Annotated in this window: 13 protein-coding genes; 1 reads left to right on the forward strand and 12 read right to left on the reverse strand. The window is 54.2% G+C overall.

Annotated features, from left to right (window positions below; genetic code table 11):
• The first annotated feature begins 233 nt into the window (after positions 1-233).
• Entirely contained in the window at positions 234-1,883 is a 1,650-nt protein-coding gene (locus A3OW_RS0104735) for a SulP family inorganic anion transporter (protein ID WP_020562279.1), read from the forward strand.
• Positions 1,884-2,051: 168 nt separating this feature from the next.
• Here A3OW_RS0104735 and A3OW_RS0104740 read toward each other — a convergent pair whose 3' ends face one another.
• The 12 genes from A3OW_RS0104740 to A3OW_RS0104795 all read right to left on the reverse strand — a co-directional run bounded on the left by A3OW_RS0104740 (position 2,052) and on the right by A3OW_RS0104795 (position 13,188).
• The gene (locus A3OW_RS0104740) at positions 2,052-3,494 is read right to left on the reverse strand and encodes an efflux transporter outer membrane subunit (RefSeq protein WP_020562280.1); all 1,443 of its coding nucleotides are present in this window, start codon (positions 3,492-3,494) and stop codon (positions 2,052-2,054) included.
• Positions 3,491-4,468, reverse strand: a complete 978-nt coding sequence (locus tag A3OW_RS0104745) for an efflux RND transporter periplasmic adaptor subunit (RefSeq protein ID WP_020562281.1) — start codon at positions 4,466-4,468, stop codon at positions 3,491-3,493. The genes A3OW_RS0104740 and A3OW_RS0104745 overlap by 4 nt, the downstream gene beginning before the upstream one ends.
• 24 nt (positions 4,469-4,492) lie before the next feature.
• The gene (locus A3OW_RS0104750; RefSeq protein WP_020562282.1) at positions 4,493-5,200 is read right to left on the reverse strand and encodes an ABC transporter ATP-binding protein; all 708 of its coding nucleotides are present in this window, start codon (positions 5,198-5,200) and stop codon (positions 4,493-4,495) included.
• 3 nt (positions 5,201-5,203) lie between these two features.
• On the reverse strand, positions 5,204-6,364 hold the full coding sequence (locus tag A3OW_RS0104755; RefSeq protein WP_020562283.1) for an ABC transporter permease: 1,161 nt from the start codon (positions 6,362-6,364) through the stop codon (positions 5,204-5,206).
• Complete coding sequence (locus A3OW_RS0104760) at positions 6,361-7,002, reverse strand: CerR family C-terminal domain-containing protein (RefSeq protein WP_020562284.1); 642 nt, start codon at positions 7,000-7,002, stop codon at positions 6,361-6,363. Before A3OW_RS0104760 ends, A3OW_RS0104755 begins: the two co-directional genes overlap by 4 nt.
• 233 nt (positions 7,003-7,235) lie before the next feature.
• Positions 7,236-8,366 (reverse strand): ACR3 family arsenite efflux transporter, encoded by a 1,131-nt coding sequence (gene arsB / locus A3OW_RS0104765; RefSeq protein WP_020562285.1) that lies wholly within the window; start codon positions 8,364-8,366, stop codon positions 7,236-7,238.
• Positions 8,367-8,376: 10 nt separating this feature from the next.
• Positions 8,377-8,865 carry an arsenate reductase ArsC gene (locus tag A3OW_RS0104770; RefSeq protein WP_020562286.1) on the reverse strand — a complete coding sequence of 163 codons (489 nt, stop codon included), beginning with the start codon at positions 8,863-8,865 and terminating at the stop codon, positions 8,377-8,379.
• 49 nt (positions 8,866-8,914) lie between these two features.
• Entirely contained in the window at positions 8,915-9,367 is a 453-nt protein-coding gene (locus tag A3OW_RS0104775) for an ArsI/CadI family heavy metal resistance metalloenzyme (protein ID WP_020562287.1), read from the reverse strand.
• A gap of 127 nt (positions 9,368-9,494) precedes the next feature.
• Positions 9,495-9,848 carry a metalloregulator ArsR/SmtB family transcription factor gene (locus tag A3OW_RS0104780; protein ID WP_020562288.1) on the reverse strand — a complete coding sequence of 118 codons (354 nt, stop codon included), beginning with the start codon at positions 9,846-9,848 and terminating at the stop codon, positions 9,495-9,497.
• A 224-nt stretch (positions 9,849-10,072) separates the two neighbouring features.
• Complete coding sequence (locus A3OW_RS0104785) at positions 10,073-10,846, reverse strand: hypothetical protein (protein ID WP_020562289.1); 774 nt, start codon at positions 10,844-10,846, stop codon at positions 10,073-10,075.
• Positions 10,847-10,951: 105 nt separating this feature from the next.
• The gene (locus tag A3OW_RS0104790; RefSeq protein ID WP_198291290.1) at positions 10,952-12,346 is read right to left on the reverse strand and encodes a cytochrome C; all 1,395 of its coding nucleotides are present in this window, start codon (positions 12,344-12,346) and stop codon (positions 10,952-10,954) included.
• A 284-nt stretch (positions 12,347-12,630) separates the two neighbouring features.
• Positions 12,631-13,188 carry a hypothetical protein gene (locus A3OW_RS0104795; RefSeq protein WP_157385791.1) on the reverse strand — a complete coding sequence of 186 codons (558 nt, stop codon included), beginning with the start codon at positions 13,186-13,188 and terminating at the stop codon, positions 12,631-12,633.
• Positions 13,189-13,654: the final 466 nt, after the last annotated feature.

Below are 13,654 nucleotides of genomic sequence, written 5' to 3' on the forward strand. Positions count from 1 at the left end.
TCTGACATGATTGCCGCGCTTCGTTTGGCGTCGTATTAAAAAAACAGTTTGGATCGTACTCGACGACAACTCCGAAATCCGGATGGACGGCCTCGGTCTTCGAGTCTGGCCGGCAAGCCTCGAAAAAAAATCGGCATAAATTGACACGTCCAACGAACTAAAATTTTATATTTTGATTTCGAATCGCTATTATCTTATACTACAGTTGAGTTTCAGAAGCGGAGGACGCAATCATGATACACAAACACGCACAGTACTATCTTAGTCATCTCAAAGGCGATATTCCTGCCGGCATCGTGGTCTTTTTAGTGGCGCTGCCGTTATGCCTGGGCGTCGCCCTGGCTTCCGGCGCGCCTTTGTTTTCGGGCATGATCGCAGGCTTGATCGGAGGCTTGGTCATCGCTTGGCTCAGCGGTTCTCACGTCAGCGTCTCCGGACCTGCCGCCGGTCTGACCGTCATTGTTTTCAATGCCATAGAAACTTTGGGCAGTTTCCAGGCTTTTCTGGTCGCCTGCGTACTGGGCGGAGTCCTTCAGCTTGGCCTGGGTTTTTTGCGCGCCGGAATCATCGGCGCTTTCTTTCCATCGGCCGTGATCAAGGGCATGCTGGCCGCCATCGGTCTGATCCTGATCATGAAACAACTGCCTCATGCGACCGGCTACGACGCCAGTATCGAGTCGGATGAAAGTTTCATGCAGGGAACCGCAGGATCGACCATGTACGATATAGCTACCGCCCTGCACGCGATTTCTCCGGGCGCGGTCGTCATCAGCTCAGTTGCATTGCTGATCCTGATCATCTGGGATTTTTCTTTTTTCAAAAAACGGGCCATCTTCAAACTGATCCCGGCTCCGTTGATCGCCGTCTGCTGGGGCGTGGCTTACAACCTGGCGGCATTGAAATATGCGCCGGAGTGGGCGGTCAATGCCAGCCACATGGTCAATCTGCCTATTTCCGAAACTCCGGCCGATTTTCTCAAGCAGTTTTCATTCCCCGATTTCAGCGCGTTGAGCAATCCGCAGGTTTATTCCGTTGCGGTCACTATCGCTATTATCGCCAGTCTGGAAACGCTGCTCAGCCTCGAGGCGGTGGATAAACTGGATCCATTGAAACGGATCGCGCCGACCAATCGCGAACTCAAGGCGCAAGGCGTCGGCAATATCCTGAGCGGCATGATCGGCGGCCTGCCGATCACCGCGGTGATCGTGCGCAGTTCCGCCAACATCAATGCCGGCGGCAGAACCAGCACCTCCTGTTTTGTCCATGGCCTCTGCCTGTTGATCAGCAGCATGTATTTTGCGATGTATTTGAATTACATCCCGTTGGCCTGCCTTGCGGCGATCCTGCTGCATACCGGCTATAAACTTGCCAAACCGGCGCTGTTCAAGGAATTCTACCAGAAAGGCTTCAGCCAATTGGTGCCGTTCATGGTCACTGTCGGCGCGATTCTGGCGACCGACTTATTGGAAGGCATGGCCATCGGCATGGCGGTCGGCATGGTGTTCGTCATTCGGGCCAATTTCCATGCGGCAGTCACTCTGACGCAAACGAATTCGCATTACGTGTTGGCTCTGAACAAGGACGTTTCTTTTTTGAACAAGGCCAGGCTGAGAAAATTCATTTTGCATATTCCTGAAAATAGCACGGTCGTCATCGACGCCAGCAAAGCGCAGTTTATCGATCACGATATTCTCGAAACCATCGAAGATTTTCTGGCGGCGGCGCCTGACGACAACATCAAAGTCGAGCTGATCGATCTGTACGGCAAGGAAAGGCTGCAAAAATACGAGCCGATCAAGGTCATCGAGGAAGTCCCGGCGAAACCGGCCCCGGCCGTTGTCGCCGATCAGCAGTCTGCCACCGATTCGTTGGTTTTGAGTTAGGCCGTCGGAAAGGTCAAGGTTGCGCATCATTGTCGGGTTATCGATTTTCCTGCCCCCCTTATCGTAAAAACGATATTCCGGCAGTGATGCCTTTTTGACACACTTGGTTTTTTCAATATACAGACACCGCAGGAATGAAGAATTGCTCCTGCAAGATAGGAAGGCGTTTCAAAACCGATTCTCTGTCACCGGGTCCTGCTGCCAGCCGCCGCCCAGGGCCTTGTACAAAGCCACCAGTTGCAGCGCGCTTTCCGCCTCGCTTGCCAGAAAATCGCTCTGTGCCTGGTAAAGAGCCTTTTCCGCGGTCAGCACGTCCAGAAACGACGTCAAGCCTTTAAAATAACGTTCCTTCGCCAAATCCACCGCCAACCGGCTGGCTTCCACGTTCCGGGCCAGGGACCGGCGCCGTTCCTGTTCATTGGCGTAAGCGGCCAGGGCATCTTCGACTTCCTTGAACGCCGTCAGAATGGTCGTGCGGTAGGCGAAAAACGATTGCTCGTACAGAGCCTTTTTGGCCTTGATGTTCGCCTGAAGCTTGCCCCAGTTGAAAATCGGCATCGATAGGCTGGAAGCCATCGACCAGGATTTGCCGATCGGCGTAAAATCGGTGATGCGGCTGTTTTGCAGGCCCAGGAAAGCGGCCAGATTGACCTTCGGATAAAGCTCGGCCGTGGCGACTCCGATCTCGGCGCTCGCCGCGGCCAGTTGCCGTTCGGTCCTCCGGACGTCCGGACGCCGGCGCAATAATTCCGAAGGCAGATCGGCCGGCGCCGGATTCACGGCGGCGGGGATCGGCCGGGACGCTTCGAACCGGCTCAACAAGGCGCCGGGTTCCCTGCCGAGCAGAATGCTCAGCGCGTGCACGGCCTGCTTTTTCGAGGTGTCGAGCACCGGCAATTCGGCGCTGGTCGCGGCCACCTGGGCATCCGCCTGAGCCACTTCCAGTTCCGAAGTCAGGCCGCCCTGCCGCCTTGCCCGGACCAGTTCCAGCGTCTCTTGCTGGCTCGATGCATTGCTGCGGGTGACTTCGATCAGTTGCTGGGCATTGCGGATGTCGATGTAGTTCCGCGCCACTTCCGCCAGCAGGGTGACCAGAATGTCCCGCCTGTTTTCTTCCTGAACTTCGATGTTGGCCTCGGCCACCTCCAGCGCCCGGCGGACGCCGCCGAAGAGATCGACTTCCCATTGGGCGTCGAACCCCATCTGGAAAATATCGATGATCTGCTGGCCGATGCCGAAACCGCCGGTGCCGAAACCGGAAGCCGATGGCGAAAAAGACAGAGCGTTGCGCCGGCGGTTGAGGTTGGCGCCGGCCGACAGGGTCGGAAGCCCGGCGGCGATGGTCTGAACGCGCTGGGTTCGCGCTTCCCGGATGCGGGCCTCGGCTTGCTGCAAATCGAGGTTGGCAGCGATGGCGTCGCGCATCAGTCGGTCCAGCACTGGATCGTCGAACGTTTGCCACCACTGGGCGTAGGTTTTCGAAGAAACCGCTTTCAGCGTTTGAGTTTCGCTCCAGAAGGACGGGACCGCCACGTCGGGCCGGACGTAATCGGGCCCGACGGCGCAACCCGGCAGCAGCAAGCCCAGCAGCAGCCAGCGAACGGATTTCATGACGGAGCCTTCGGGGACGAAGGCTTGCGTTCATCCGGGGTTTCCTCCGGGGCTTCAATGAACACATCCATTTGCTGGCCCACGTAAGCGGGAATCGTCGCCGGATCGAAACTGTAAAGCGCCTGCAGGACGCGGGTGTCGACCCGCTCGGTGCTGTCGCCGGTCAGCGATTTTTTCGGCACGACGTAAGGCTCTACCCAGACCAGCTTCAGCTCGGTGCTGAATCGGCGATTGCCCCGTAGAAATGCAACGGCTTTGCTGTCCTTGCGAAAACGCCAGGCATCGTTCTCGTCGATGTCGACTCTCAGATGCAGCCGGTCCATGTTGCCCATCAGGATCAAAGGCACCGTTAAAATCCCGGTCTGGGCAAATTCTCCCGGTCGGACGTTGACTTGTAGGATCTCTCCGTCTTTCGGCGCGCGCACGATCAACCGGTCCAGCGTGGTGTGAGTCTCGGCCAGATTGGCCTCGGCCTGCCGGACCTGGGCACGGGCGCTTTCCAGTTTCGCCTTCGCAATCAACACGGCGTTGCGGCGCCCTTTCAGATCCTCGATGCTGATTGCGCGGCGGTCCGTCACCGCTTCAATCAGGCTCAACTGGGTTTGAAAATCGATTAACGCGGCTTCCGCCTCCCTCACCCCGGCTTTGGCTCCCGTCAGTTCGGCGTTTCGAATTTTCTGCTGCGCCAGCGCTTCCCGATCGTCCACTTTAAACAGAACGTCTCCGGCTTTGACCTTGTCGCCGACAATCACCGGAACCGACACCACAAGGCCGGGCAGCGACGTGCCGATGGCGATGTTCTGACTTTTGGCTTCGATGATGCCGGAACCGGCGATGAAAGAACGGAAAGGCGCGGCCGCGGGATCGGCGACGGGCTCGGCGACCGGCGTCGGCTGGTTGCTGTACGAAACCGAGTAGACACCGAACAGGAAACCGGCGACGGCCAGAGTGGGAAGCGTGTATTTGGGGAGCATGGGTGTGATCTCTATAACGTCGGGTTAAAGATCTTCGGGCGAAGTCACCAGTTTTTCGATACGGCCGTCGTCCATTTTGGCGATCCGGTCGGCAAACCCGAAAATACGCGCATCGTGCGTGACAATGACCAGCGCCCGATCCTTGTTCTGAGCGATATTCTTGAGTATTTCCATGACCTGATGGCCGGTTTCATGATCGAGCGCGCTGGTCGGCTCGTCGCAGACGATAAGCCTCGGATCGTGGACCAAAGCGCGCGCGATCGCCACCCGCTGCTGCTGGCCTCCGGAAAGTTGAGCCGGCATGGACGCCGCGCGCTCTCCCAAACCGACATGGCCCAGCACCGCCTCGGCCTTGCTTTGAGCCTGTCGGCGTTTTTCGCCGTTGATGATCAAAGGAACCGCCACGTTTTCGGCCGCAGTCAGCGTCGGCAGCAGGTTATAGGACTGAAACACGAAACCGATGTTGCGCGCCCTGAAGTTCAGTTTGTCCTTGCTGCGCATATGCCGTATATCCTGCCCGAATACTTCGCAGAGTCCCTGGTCCTGGTCGAGAATGCCGGCCATGACCGAGATCAGCGTGGTCTTGCCGCAGCCCGACGGGCCGACCAGCATGGTCAGCTCGCCCTTCAGAATATCGAGATCGACACCACTGAGCGCGGTGACTCTTTGCTCACCGATATCGTAATGCTTGATCAAGCCTTCGCAGCGAACCGCGACAGGATCCGTGTTCATCGATCACCCCTTGAAGACCACGGCGGGTTCCAGTTGAATGACTTTCCGAATGCTGATCAGCGCGGCAAAAATACAGATCAGCATGACTCCGGCGCCGCTGAAAACCAGAAGTTGCCAGGGAAACTTGAAAGCCAGAATCGTATTGCGCATGGCGTAGCCGAACAGCGAAGTCAGGCCGACGCCCAGGCCGTAGCCGATGCTGCCGACCAGGCCGGCCTGCAGCAGAATCATCCGCAGCAAGGTCCAATTGCCGGCTCCCATCGCTTTGAGCACGCCGAACTGCCTCAGGTTTTCGAGTGTGAAATTGTAGAAGGTCTGGCCTGCGATCGCCGCGCCGACGATGAAGCCCAGCGCTACCGAAATGCCGAAATTGATCGGAATGCCGGTGTTTTCCATGAAATAATCGTACGTGATCTTTTTAAACTCGGCCTGGGTATACGCGGCAAGCCCGGTGTTTTCCCGAATTCTCCGGGTCAGTTCGTGAACGTTTTCGTCTGCCTTGGCTTTGGCGATCACGAAAGAGAGCTGTTTTCTTTCCCGTGGCGCATACAGGGTGGCCCGGGAGTAAGTGGTGTAGATGACCGGCTGGGACTGGAAAGTCTTAGTGGTCTTGGCGATGCCGACGACGATGGCCCGGTGGTCGTTCAGCTCCAGGATGTCGCCGATCCTGAGAGGCGACGGCTTGCCGCCCTTTCTGGCCGGTGGATGCGCCAGCTTGGTGGTGGCGCCGTCGACGTCGACAATCACGCCGTCGCTGCGGCGCAGATCTTCAAGGCGTCCTTCCAGCATGACCGGAGGCCCGCCGATCAGCGTGGCGTCGTCCAGCCCGATCACGTTGCAGGTCTGGAACGTGCCGTTGGCCAGCCTCGCCTTGAGCAGCCCCTTGTACAGCGGCATGGCCCATTGGACGCCTTTGACTCCCCTCACCCGGTACAGTTCGGTATCCTGGAGCGGCTTGATGTCGTCGATGAATTGCACTTTGGGATCCATCACCCAGACATCGGGAAGACCGACGTCGGAGATGAAGCTGAACGAGCGGGTCATCAGTCCGATAAAAATCGCCGGCTGCTGGGTCATGATCAGCGAGGCGAAAGTCAGGCCCATGACGATGCCGAGATATTTGCCGCGATCGCCCATCAGCATTTTGATGGCGATGTAGTTCATGGCGCCCTCCCCTGATCTGTTGAGGCCATCCGGCTGAAGGCGGCCAGCGAAAACCGGGCGATATGCGCCGCGGTGCGCTCGATTTGTTCGTCGCCGGCAACGAGTTCCGGGCAAATGCGGTCGATGATCGAGCGGGAATGCTTGAACATCAGGCATTGGCCGAGGATTCCGAGAATACAACGGTGAACGTTCTCTTCGCCATGGCCTGGCCCGATCAGTTTCGGCACGATGTCCTTGAGAATCTCGAATTGCGGAACAATGGCGATTTTAACGATGCCGTCGAGAGCCTCGGTCGGATCGGCAATTTCCCGTGCAATCAATTTGCCGTGATAGCCGAGGTTGCTTTCGTCCATCAGTTTATGAAGAAAGACCCGGATGAAGGCGGTCAACCGAACCGCCGCCGGAAGACGGTCATCTTTCGCCTGATCCTGGGGATAACGCCGGTCCGCCTGGCTGAACGCGTATGCCAGAGCCTCGGCATACAGCGAGGCCTTGGTCCGGAAATAATAATTGACTGAAGCCACGTTGACGTCGGCCTTGGCGCAGATTTCGCGTATCGTGGCTTCCTTGAAGCCTTTCCGGGCGAAGATTTCGACGGCCGCCAATAACACCCGATCCCGGGTTACATCATGGCTCATAAGCTCATTCATGAATTTCAAACGACTGTTTAAATCCACTGTATGAAACTTTGGCTGCGTTGTCAAGAAGAACTATTATAGAAAAGAAGGAGATCCTTTCACTTTCTAACCTAAGGCGGAGGATTCAGCTCTTAGGAGACGATCCAAAATAACTTCCACATGGCTAACAACGACCTGCCAGGTTTTAAAAACCTGGCAGGCCTTTGGCAGGAAAATGAGTTCCAGTCATATCCTTAACTGTTTCCGGCATGGGAAAAATAGTTTTGTCTGAAAAAAAGCGCCACCTTGACCAGGCCGATCAGGACCGGCACTTCGACCAGAGGGCCGACGACGGCGGCAAAAGCCTGACCCGATTGAAGGCCGAATACCGCAACCGCCACCGCGATCGCCAATTCGAAATTGTTGCTGGCGGCGGTAAAGGAAAGCGTCGCGCTCACACGATAGCCGGCACCGGCCCTGGCCGACATGGTAAACGTCAGCAAAAACATGACTAGAAAATAGATCGCCAACGGGATGGCAATGCGCGCGACGTCGAACGGCAATTGCACGATGTACTCGCCTTTCAGCGAGAACATGACCAGGATCGTGAACAACAGGGCGATCAGCGTCATCGGGCTGATTTTGGGAATGAATTTTTGTTCGTACCATTCCTGTCCTTTTCTACGCAGCAGAACGAAACGAGTGAGCATGCCGCCAAAAAACGGAATGCCGAGATAGATCAAGACACTTTTTGCCACTTCAAGCATCGTGATCGCCACTTCCAGGCCGGAGGCGATGCCCAGCCAATCCGGCAGCACGGTCACGAACACAACCGTGTAAACCGAGAAGAACAGCATCTGAAAGATCGAATTGAATGCCACCAGTCCCGCGCAATAGTCGGTGTCGCCTCCGGCCAGTTCGTTCCAGACCAGAACCATGGCGATACAGCGGGCCAGGCCGATGATGATCAGGCCGGTCATATACTCCGGATAATCGCGCAGAAAAACGACGGCCAGAGCGAACATCAGCACCGGTCCGATGAGCCAGTTTTGTACCAGGGACAACAGGAGAACCTTGACATTCCTGAAAACCCGGGGCAATTCCTCGTAGCGCACCTTGGCCAGGGGCGGATACATCATCAGGATCAGGCCGGCCGCTATCGGAATCGACGTGGTTCCGACCTGGAAAGTATTCAGCCACTGGATCAAGGCGGGATAAAAATAGCCGACGGCCACGCCTGAAGCCATCGCAATGAAAATCCATAAAGTCAAAAACCGGTCGATGAAACTTAACCGTCCGGCTTCACCGCGCGCGGCATCGGATTTTGAGCGGGATGTTCCCGAAGGCGGGCGATACGATGAAGAATCTGTTTTCGGCAGGCTCATGAAGATCTCCTCAATTCCAGGGATGATCGATTTTACCGATTTCGTTCAATTCGACGACCAGAGCCTCGCGGTTCATTTCTTCCAGAGGCAGCGCCAGCATTTTATTGATGCGGTGTTCAACCGCCCGGTAAGTGGCCTCGAACGCGGCTTCGACTTCCTCGTCGGTGCCTTGCGCATGTCCCGGATCGGCCAGCCCCCAGTGTGCTCTGGCAACTTGGCGCATGTAGGCGGGACAGGTTTCTCCGGCGGCGCTGTCGCAGACGGTAATGGCCACGTCAATCGGCTGATCCTCGAATATTTCCCACGATTTGCTGCTTAAGCCTTCGGTCGAAAGACCGTGCCGTTGCAATAAGGCCACGGCTCCTGCGTTGAGCCGCCCCAACGGCCGGCTGCCGGCCGAATAAGCCCGGATCCGGCCTTTGCCCAATTCGTTGAACAACGCTTCGCTGATGATGCTGCGGCAGGAATTGCCGGTGCAGATGACAAGGACGTTTAGCATGGTGTAATCCGATTTTGTAAGTAAACGAAGGGGTTCAAACAAGTGCTTTCTAACCGCCGCAACAGGACGAGCTCTTGTTTTCGGGCCGGCACGCAAACGGATTTTCGCCGTCCGAGGACGCGGTTTTATCGTTAAAGGTCGGTATTTCGGCCAGCGAATGAAACGACTCCCAGGCAATACCCTGAGGATCGGTAATCCAGTATTTGTCGGAACGCATGTAACAGCAGGCGGCCTGCTCCTGACTCTCGACGGGTCGTTGCGTCGCGTCCAGGCGCTGTTTGATGTCGTGCAGTTCCAGTTCGTTCTCGGTTTGAATGCCGAGATGGTCGACCCCCACTTTTGCGCTGCGGCTGGAAATGGCGAAATTGACGCGGGGATCGTCCAGCATCCATTTCGCATAATCGTCATGCCGAACCGACGGAGAACACCCGAACAGAGTGCTGTAGAAGCGGATGTTTTGATCGAGATCGTTTACCGATAGGTGAATATGAAATCGTTTCATAAAAATGCCTTTAAATAGATATATGAATAAGCGAATGTATTAAACCAAAACCAACCCCGGCGTTAAGTAAGTACGGCAAGGATTACACGTTCTATAGGTAGAATCGACTCGAATTAATCGACCGGGATTAAACGCGGCAATACACGGCCATGTCCGCTCTGCTCGACATGCTTCGCAGGCGCTCCAGATCATTCTGAAACTGCTCGCCCTGCTCGACCGCAGCCAAAGCATTTTTTAACAACGGATACGTCCACTCGGGCAGCTTCGGATTGATTTGATAATACACCCATTGTCCCTCGCGGCTGTCCAGCAACAGGCCGCACTGGCGCAACTGCGCCAGATGCCTGGAAATCTTGGGCTGCGACAAAGCCAGGGCCGCGGTCAGCTCACAGACGCAAAGTTTGCCTTCTTTCTGCAGAATGGTGACGCACCGCAGACGGGTTTCATCGGACAAGCATTTGAAAAATTGAGCTGGGGACATTGAGGTCTCAAATATTTATATATGGATTATCATATATAAAAAGAGTCTGGCGTACAACCTATCAGGCAACGTCAATACGATTTTCCCCGTGCTTATTCCCTTTATGTGCTTCCCCTTGACTGAAGCCTTGAGATTTTTTCCATCTCCGGATATTCAATGCCATGGCAATATGGGCGATAGTAAACAGGGCACGCCTAGTTAAGGCTAAGGCATCGGACTTATCTCTACCTCGTCTCTTGATTTGATGAATAAAACCACATCTGATAGATGCTCATCAGGATTTGTATGCCCATGGAAACGCCCATCAATGCTCCGCAGGTGACCACGACATAGGCAAATTCCGGGAATACCTTGGTAATGAACCAGGACGAAACGTCCAACAGCATCGCAACGAACGGTATCGCCACGGTAATTCGTTTGATGATTACGTTCAAATCGCAAAGAAGAAATATCTTGCCGATAAAGAACAGAATAAAAGCGATCCCGAACAAATGGATATGGGAAACCCGGATTAAAAAGGGAAGCGTTGCGCCCCCGGCATGGGCCACTTCGGCTACGCCGGCATAGTTGGTAAGATCCGGCAGCGACGGATTCACGGAGGGCGTATGGCATCCGATGCAGTCGCGATTGAGAATGGGCGCGATGTGGTCGTTATATTCCGGCTCCTCGGCGCCTTGCTGTATCCATTTCAAAATGACGTCCTTATCGCTCTTGTATTTTAAATTGGGCTCCATAATGCCGTTAATCGCAGATCCCAGACGGGTTTGATCGTGGGATCCGTGGTAGGCCACCATGACGTCGTCAATGGACAAACCGGATTTGCCGTCTTTTCCCTGATAGGTGTAATACAAATTGACGAGCGCCACCAGATACCCGATCCCTATCGTCAGTAAAAAAGCGGTGTTCAAAATTCTTTCGCTGATCGAAATATCCTTGAACCGTCTGTAAAGCCCCAAGCGGGGATCCATTTCGAAGCGTTCGTGAGAAGATTCGCCCATGATTTTTACCTTCGGTTAATAGATGAAGGGAATTAGGATGCAACAGAAGCCGCTCCGGCCTGATAGCGATTTTTCGGACCGGAACAGCGGAAGGGATGGCTTGGTTTAAAAAATCAGCCAGCCGTTCAGGAATAACGTGTTGTTGCTGCTGGCGTTTCTGCTCGATCCGTCGTAGTTGTACTCGGAACCGTCGAATTTGGTGTAGGCCGTATATTGCAAGGCAAAACGCAGATTCAGCCAGGGCGCCCAAGTGGAATCGGATTTTCCGAAAGGCACATAGTCGAGTTCGGCAATAAAGCCTTCGCTGTTGGGTTTCCTGGCGGTATTTCCCGAATAAAGCAGGGGATCGTAGGAACCGGTAGTTCTGAAATAGCCCAGATTGATCGTGTAGGTCTGGTCGTAGGTATAAGAGCCGTTGGTGTGCAACGAAAACAGCCGGTTATTCACGTTCTGAGAACTGCCGAACTGATTGCTGGCCGCCAGCGTCTGATCTTCCCGAATATAGGAGGCCTTGTATTCGAAGATGTGTTTCTGGGAGCCCAGGAATTGATAGTTCGCATCGACGCCCAGGTCGGAATATTCGTCATTGCCGAAGGTGTGATCCCGGCCGGGAACGATATTGGCCCGCAAACCGAAGGTGCCTAATGCAAAATAATGGCCGCCCATTTGATGTTGCAGCGCGACGCGCCAATAGGGTGCGCCCCCGTCGATCTTGTTGGCCGTCGCCGACTCCGCTATCCCGACGTTTCGTTGAAACTGCGTCGAGAATTGAGCGTAGGCGCCCGCTTCCAGATAGAGCAGGTTGTTCCACATCATGTAGGCGGTGGCGCCGCCGGCGTTTTGCGCCAATCCGCCCTCGATCAGCGTCGACGCGCCGGGGGTATTGGTGAGAGGAGATTCGGTATAGGGAAATCCCCAAACCGGCGTGGTGTTCCACAAATCCTGCACCGTTGGACTGTTGTTGAACGAAACGCCATAGACCAAGTCTTTATTTCCCAGTCGAGTCCGGTCCGCCAGCCGGATGTCGGTATTGTCAAGTTCCAGAATGTCTTCGATGCCGTTATAGGTCAATTGAACGAAAGCACCCAATTTCGAATACACCTTGCCGGCATAGAAGAGGCTGGCCTCGTCGAAAGATGCGTTGTTATTGGTGTTGTATCCTGGAGCGGCGGGTTCGGACAGCTTGTTGTCCAGATGAGTGAACGAGCCGACCACCATCGCGCTGATCGGCGGCAATTTGGAGTTGAAATCGGAACCCGAACTGCTCATCGTGTAACCGTTGAGCTTGAAATCCCGCCCCGTCGGCGTCAGATTGGGACCGAACGACTGAGTGTGACAAGTCGAGCAGGACAGGCCGGTCTGGCGCGCAAAGCTGGGCACCGCTTCGGCATTGATCGAAAACAATAAAATTGTCGATAGGATGAATAAACTATTAAAGAAAGAAGATTTTAACTTCTTCTGAACGGCATTTTCCCGAGTGGGCGATAGAAATAAAAGCATGCAATTCCCCTATGATTTTTGTTGCCATTATTAAAATCTATTTCCTCTTAATAAAGCATTAAAATAATATTAATATTTCATTAAATGACTCTATTTTGAAATGTTATGGCTGTCCGTTCGCTCCAAATTCGACTTTGAAGCATTACAGCCTGGGCCGGTAAAATAACTGCCGGGAATCGACAATCGGACATCAACCGCCGTTAACAACAGGCCGTTCAACGGCGGTTGATTATAGGTAACAGCCGGACTTATCGTCCGTCACAAGGCTTCAGGGGCTTGCTCCGCTAGGGATAAGTAGCAGGCGCTTCGAAACCTGTGACCGAGAACCATTTGAATTCCGACCCCGACAGAACAAAAATGATCGGGGCGACGCAAGGGTTGGGAAGTTCCACTTTGGCTTTGATATCCGAATTACCGGTTGCAGTTGCAGGAAACTGGCCTGTCACGACATTTTTAACGACTACCGAGTCCTTGCCGTTTACCGATTCTTCGGACAAACAACTGACCGCTGCCCGAAAATACGGCTCGTCATTGATCCCTCTGAGCTCGGGAGGAACCACGTCGTCGTCGGTAAATACCAAACCGCGCACATGAATGACCAACAGTCCGTCGGAAAACAGTTTTCCCGTGGCGGACTTGGCTACCACCCAGGGCAGTTCGTCGCCCGGAATTCCCCGGATTGCATTGATTTCCTCTATAAAAGGCCCGTCGACTCCGTACATTGTTTTAAAGCTCAGGACTTCTTTCTTAACCGATTGAGAATTCGAATAGCCCGTATTGTCGGCGAAGCTTGCAACTGACAGGAAGCATAGAGCCAACGTGAAAATGATTTTTTGCAACATGACCATCACCCTCATAAATTAAGTTAATAAGCGATTTCCATTAATCCGCGCTCACATGCAGATTAATCTATGGTAAATGGGTAAATTCGACTCATTACATCGCCCGTTAATAATGGAATTTACCGTTTTTGATGCGCTCCTATGACGTACTTGGGGCGAACCACGACCGAATCTCCCTGCACTCCATGGAAGATTCAACAACGCATGAAAAATACCGCAAGCGCCGCTGCTTTACAGCTTATTCAGAAACAAAAGAATAAAGATAAACGACGACGCTCATGGGCTGGCAGACAGCCCTTCCGCAACGGCAATCAGTGTCTCTTTTTTATTTTTCCAAGCGTATAAATCAACTAGATGGATAAACCTCGGTTTTTCGGACGATCAGTTTGACTAGCTTATAAAACTAAAGGGGATGGATTTCGAAAATACATTTCATATCCTGCATTATTTATATCCGCTTCGGAGA

The sequence above is a fragment of the Methylosarcina fibrata AML-C10 genome (assembly GCF_000372865.1).
Classification (GTDB): Bacteria; Pseudomonadota; Gammaproteobacteria; order Methylococcales; family Methylomonadaceae; genus Methylosarcina; species Methylosarcina fibrata.

What these genes read in the sequence shown, in the direction of transcription:
- A3OW_RS0104755 (WP_020562283.1), bottom strand. Translation starts at nt 6,364, where the DNA reads ATGAACTACATCGCCATCAAAATGCTGATGGGCGATCGCGGCAAATAT.
- A3OW_RS0104740 (WP_020562280.1), bottom strand. Translation starts at nt 3,494, where the DNA reads ATGAAATCCGTTCGCTGGCTGCTGCTGGGCTTGCTGCTGCCGGGTTGC.
- A3OW_RS0104735 (WP_020562279.1), top strand. Translation starts at nt 234, where the DNA reads ATGATACACAAACACGCACAGTACTATCTTAGTCATCTCAAAGGCGAT.
- A3OW_RS0104775 (WP_020562287.1), bottom strand. Translation starts at nt 9,367, where the DNA reads ATGAAACGATTTCATATTCACCTATCGGTAAACGATCTCGATCAAAAC.
- A3OW_RS0104750 (WP_020562282.1), bottom strand. Translation starts at nt 5,200, where the DNA reads ATGAACACGGATCCTGTCGCGGTTCGCTGCGAAGGCTTGATCAAGCAT.
- A3OW_RS0104770 (WP_020562286.1), bottom strand. Translation starts at nt 8,865, where the DNA reads ATGCTAAACGTCCTTGTCATCTGCACCGGCAATTCCTGCCGCAGCATC.
- A3OW_RS0104795 (WP_157385791.1), bottom strand. Translation starts at nt 13,188, where the DNA reads ATGTTGCAAAAAATCATTTTCACGTTGGCTCTATGCTTCCTGTCAGTT.
- A3OW_RS0104760 (WP_020562284.1), bottom strand. Translation starts at nt 7,002, where the DNA reads ATGAGCCATGATGTAACCCGGGATCGGGTGTTATTGGCGGCCGTCGAA.
- A3OW_RS0104745 (WP_020562281.1), bottom strand. Translation starts at nt 4,468, where the DNA reads ATGCTCCCCAAATACACGCTTCCCACTCTGGCCGTCGCCGGTTTCCTG.
- A3OW_RS0104785 (WP_020562289.1), bottom strand. Translation starts at nt 10,846, where the DNA reads ATGGGCGAATCTTCTCACGAACGCTTCGAAATGGATCCCCGCTTGGGG.
- arsB (WP_020562285.1), bottom strand. Translation starts at nt 8,366, where the DNA reads ATGAGCCTGCCGAAAACAGATTCTTCATCGTATCGCCCGCCTTCGGGA.
- A3OW_RS0104790 (WP_198291290.1), bottom strand. Translation starts at nt 12,346, where the DNA reads ATGCTTTTATTTCTATCGCCCACTCGGGAAAATGCCGTTCAGAAGAAG.
- A3OW_RS0104780 (WP_020562288.1), bottom strand. Translation starts at nt 9,848, where the DNA reads ATGTCCCCAGCTCAATTTTTCAAATGCTTGTCCGATGAAACCCGTCTG.